The organism is Paenibacillus sp. 05T425, from assembly GCF_056396205.1.
The window spans coordinates 1-410 of record NZ_JBFTLA010000140.1 but is presented as its reverse complement, the minus strand read 5'-3'; the positions used below and the strand labels follow the sequence as shown (position 1 = coordinate 410).

Sequence of the window (410 nt, the reverse complement as noted above, 5' to 3'; positions counted from 1 at the left end):
TCGACAACGTGAAAGACTTGCGCCCGGTCTGGGCCTTTTCGTTCGGCGGTGAAAAACAGCGCGGTCAGCAAGCGCAGCCGATGATCAAGGACGGCGTGATGTACATGACCGGTTCCTACTCACGGGTGTTCGCCGTGGATGCGCGCACCGGCCGCAAGCTCTGGCAATACGACGCGCGCCTGCCGGATGACATCCGTCCGTGCTGTGACGTGATCAACCGTGGCGTGGCGCTGTATGGCGACCTGGTGATCTTCGGCACTCTCGACGCCAAGCTCGTGGCCCTGAATAAAGACACCGGCAAAGTGGTATGGAGCAAGAAAGTCGCCGACCACAAGGAAGGCTACTCCATCAGCGCCGCGCCACTGGTGATCAACGGCAAACTGATCACTGGCGTGGCGGGTGGCGAGTTC

At 61.0% G+C, this 410-nt stretch carries 1 protein-coding gene; it reads left to right on the top strand.

Features of this window, described 5'->3' with window-relative positions:
* The coding region (locus AC1DF0_RS32480) for an outer membrane protein assembly factor BamB family protein (protein ID WP_477577722.1) at positions 1-410 on the top strand (410 nt) is incomplete at both ends.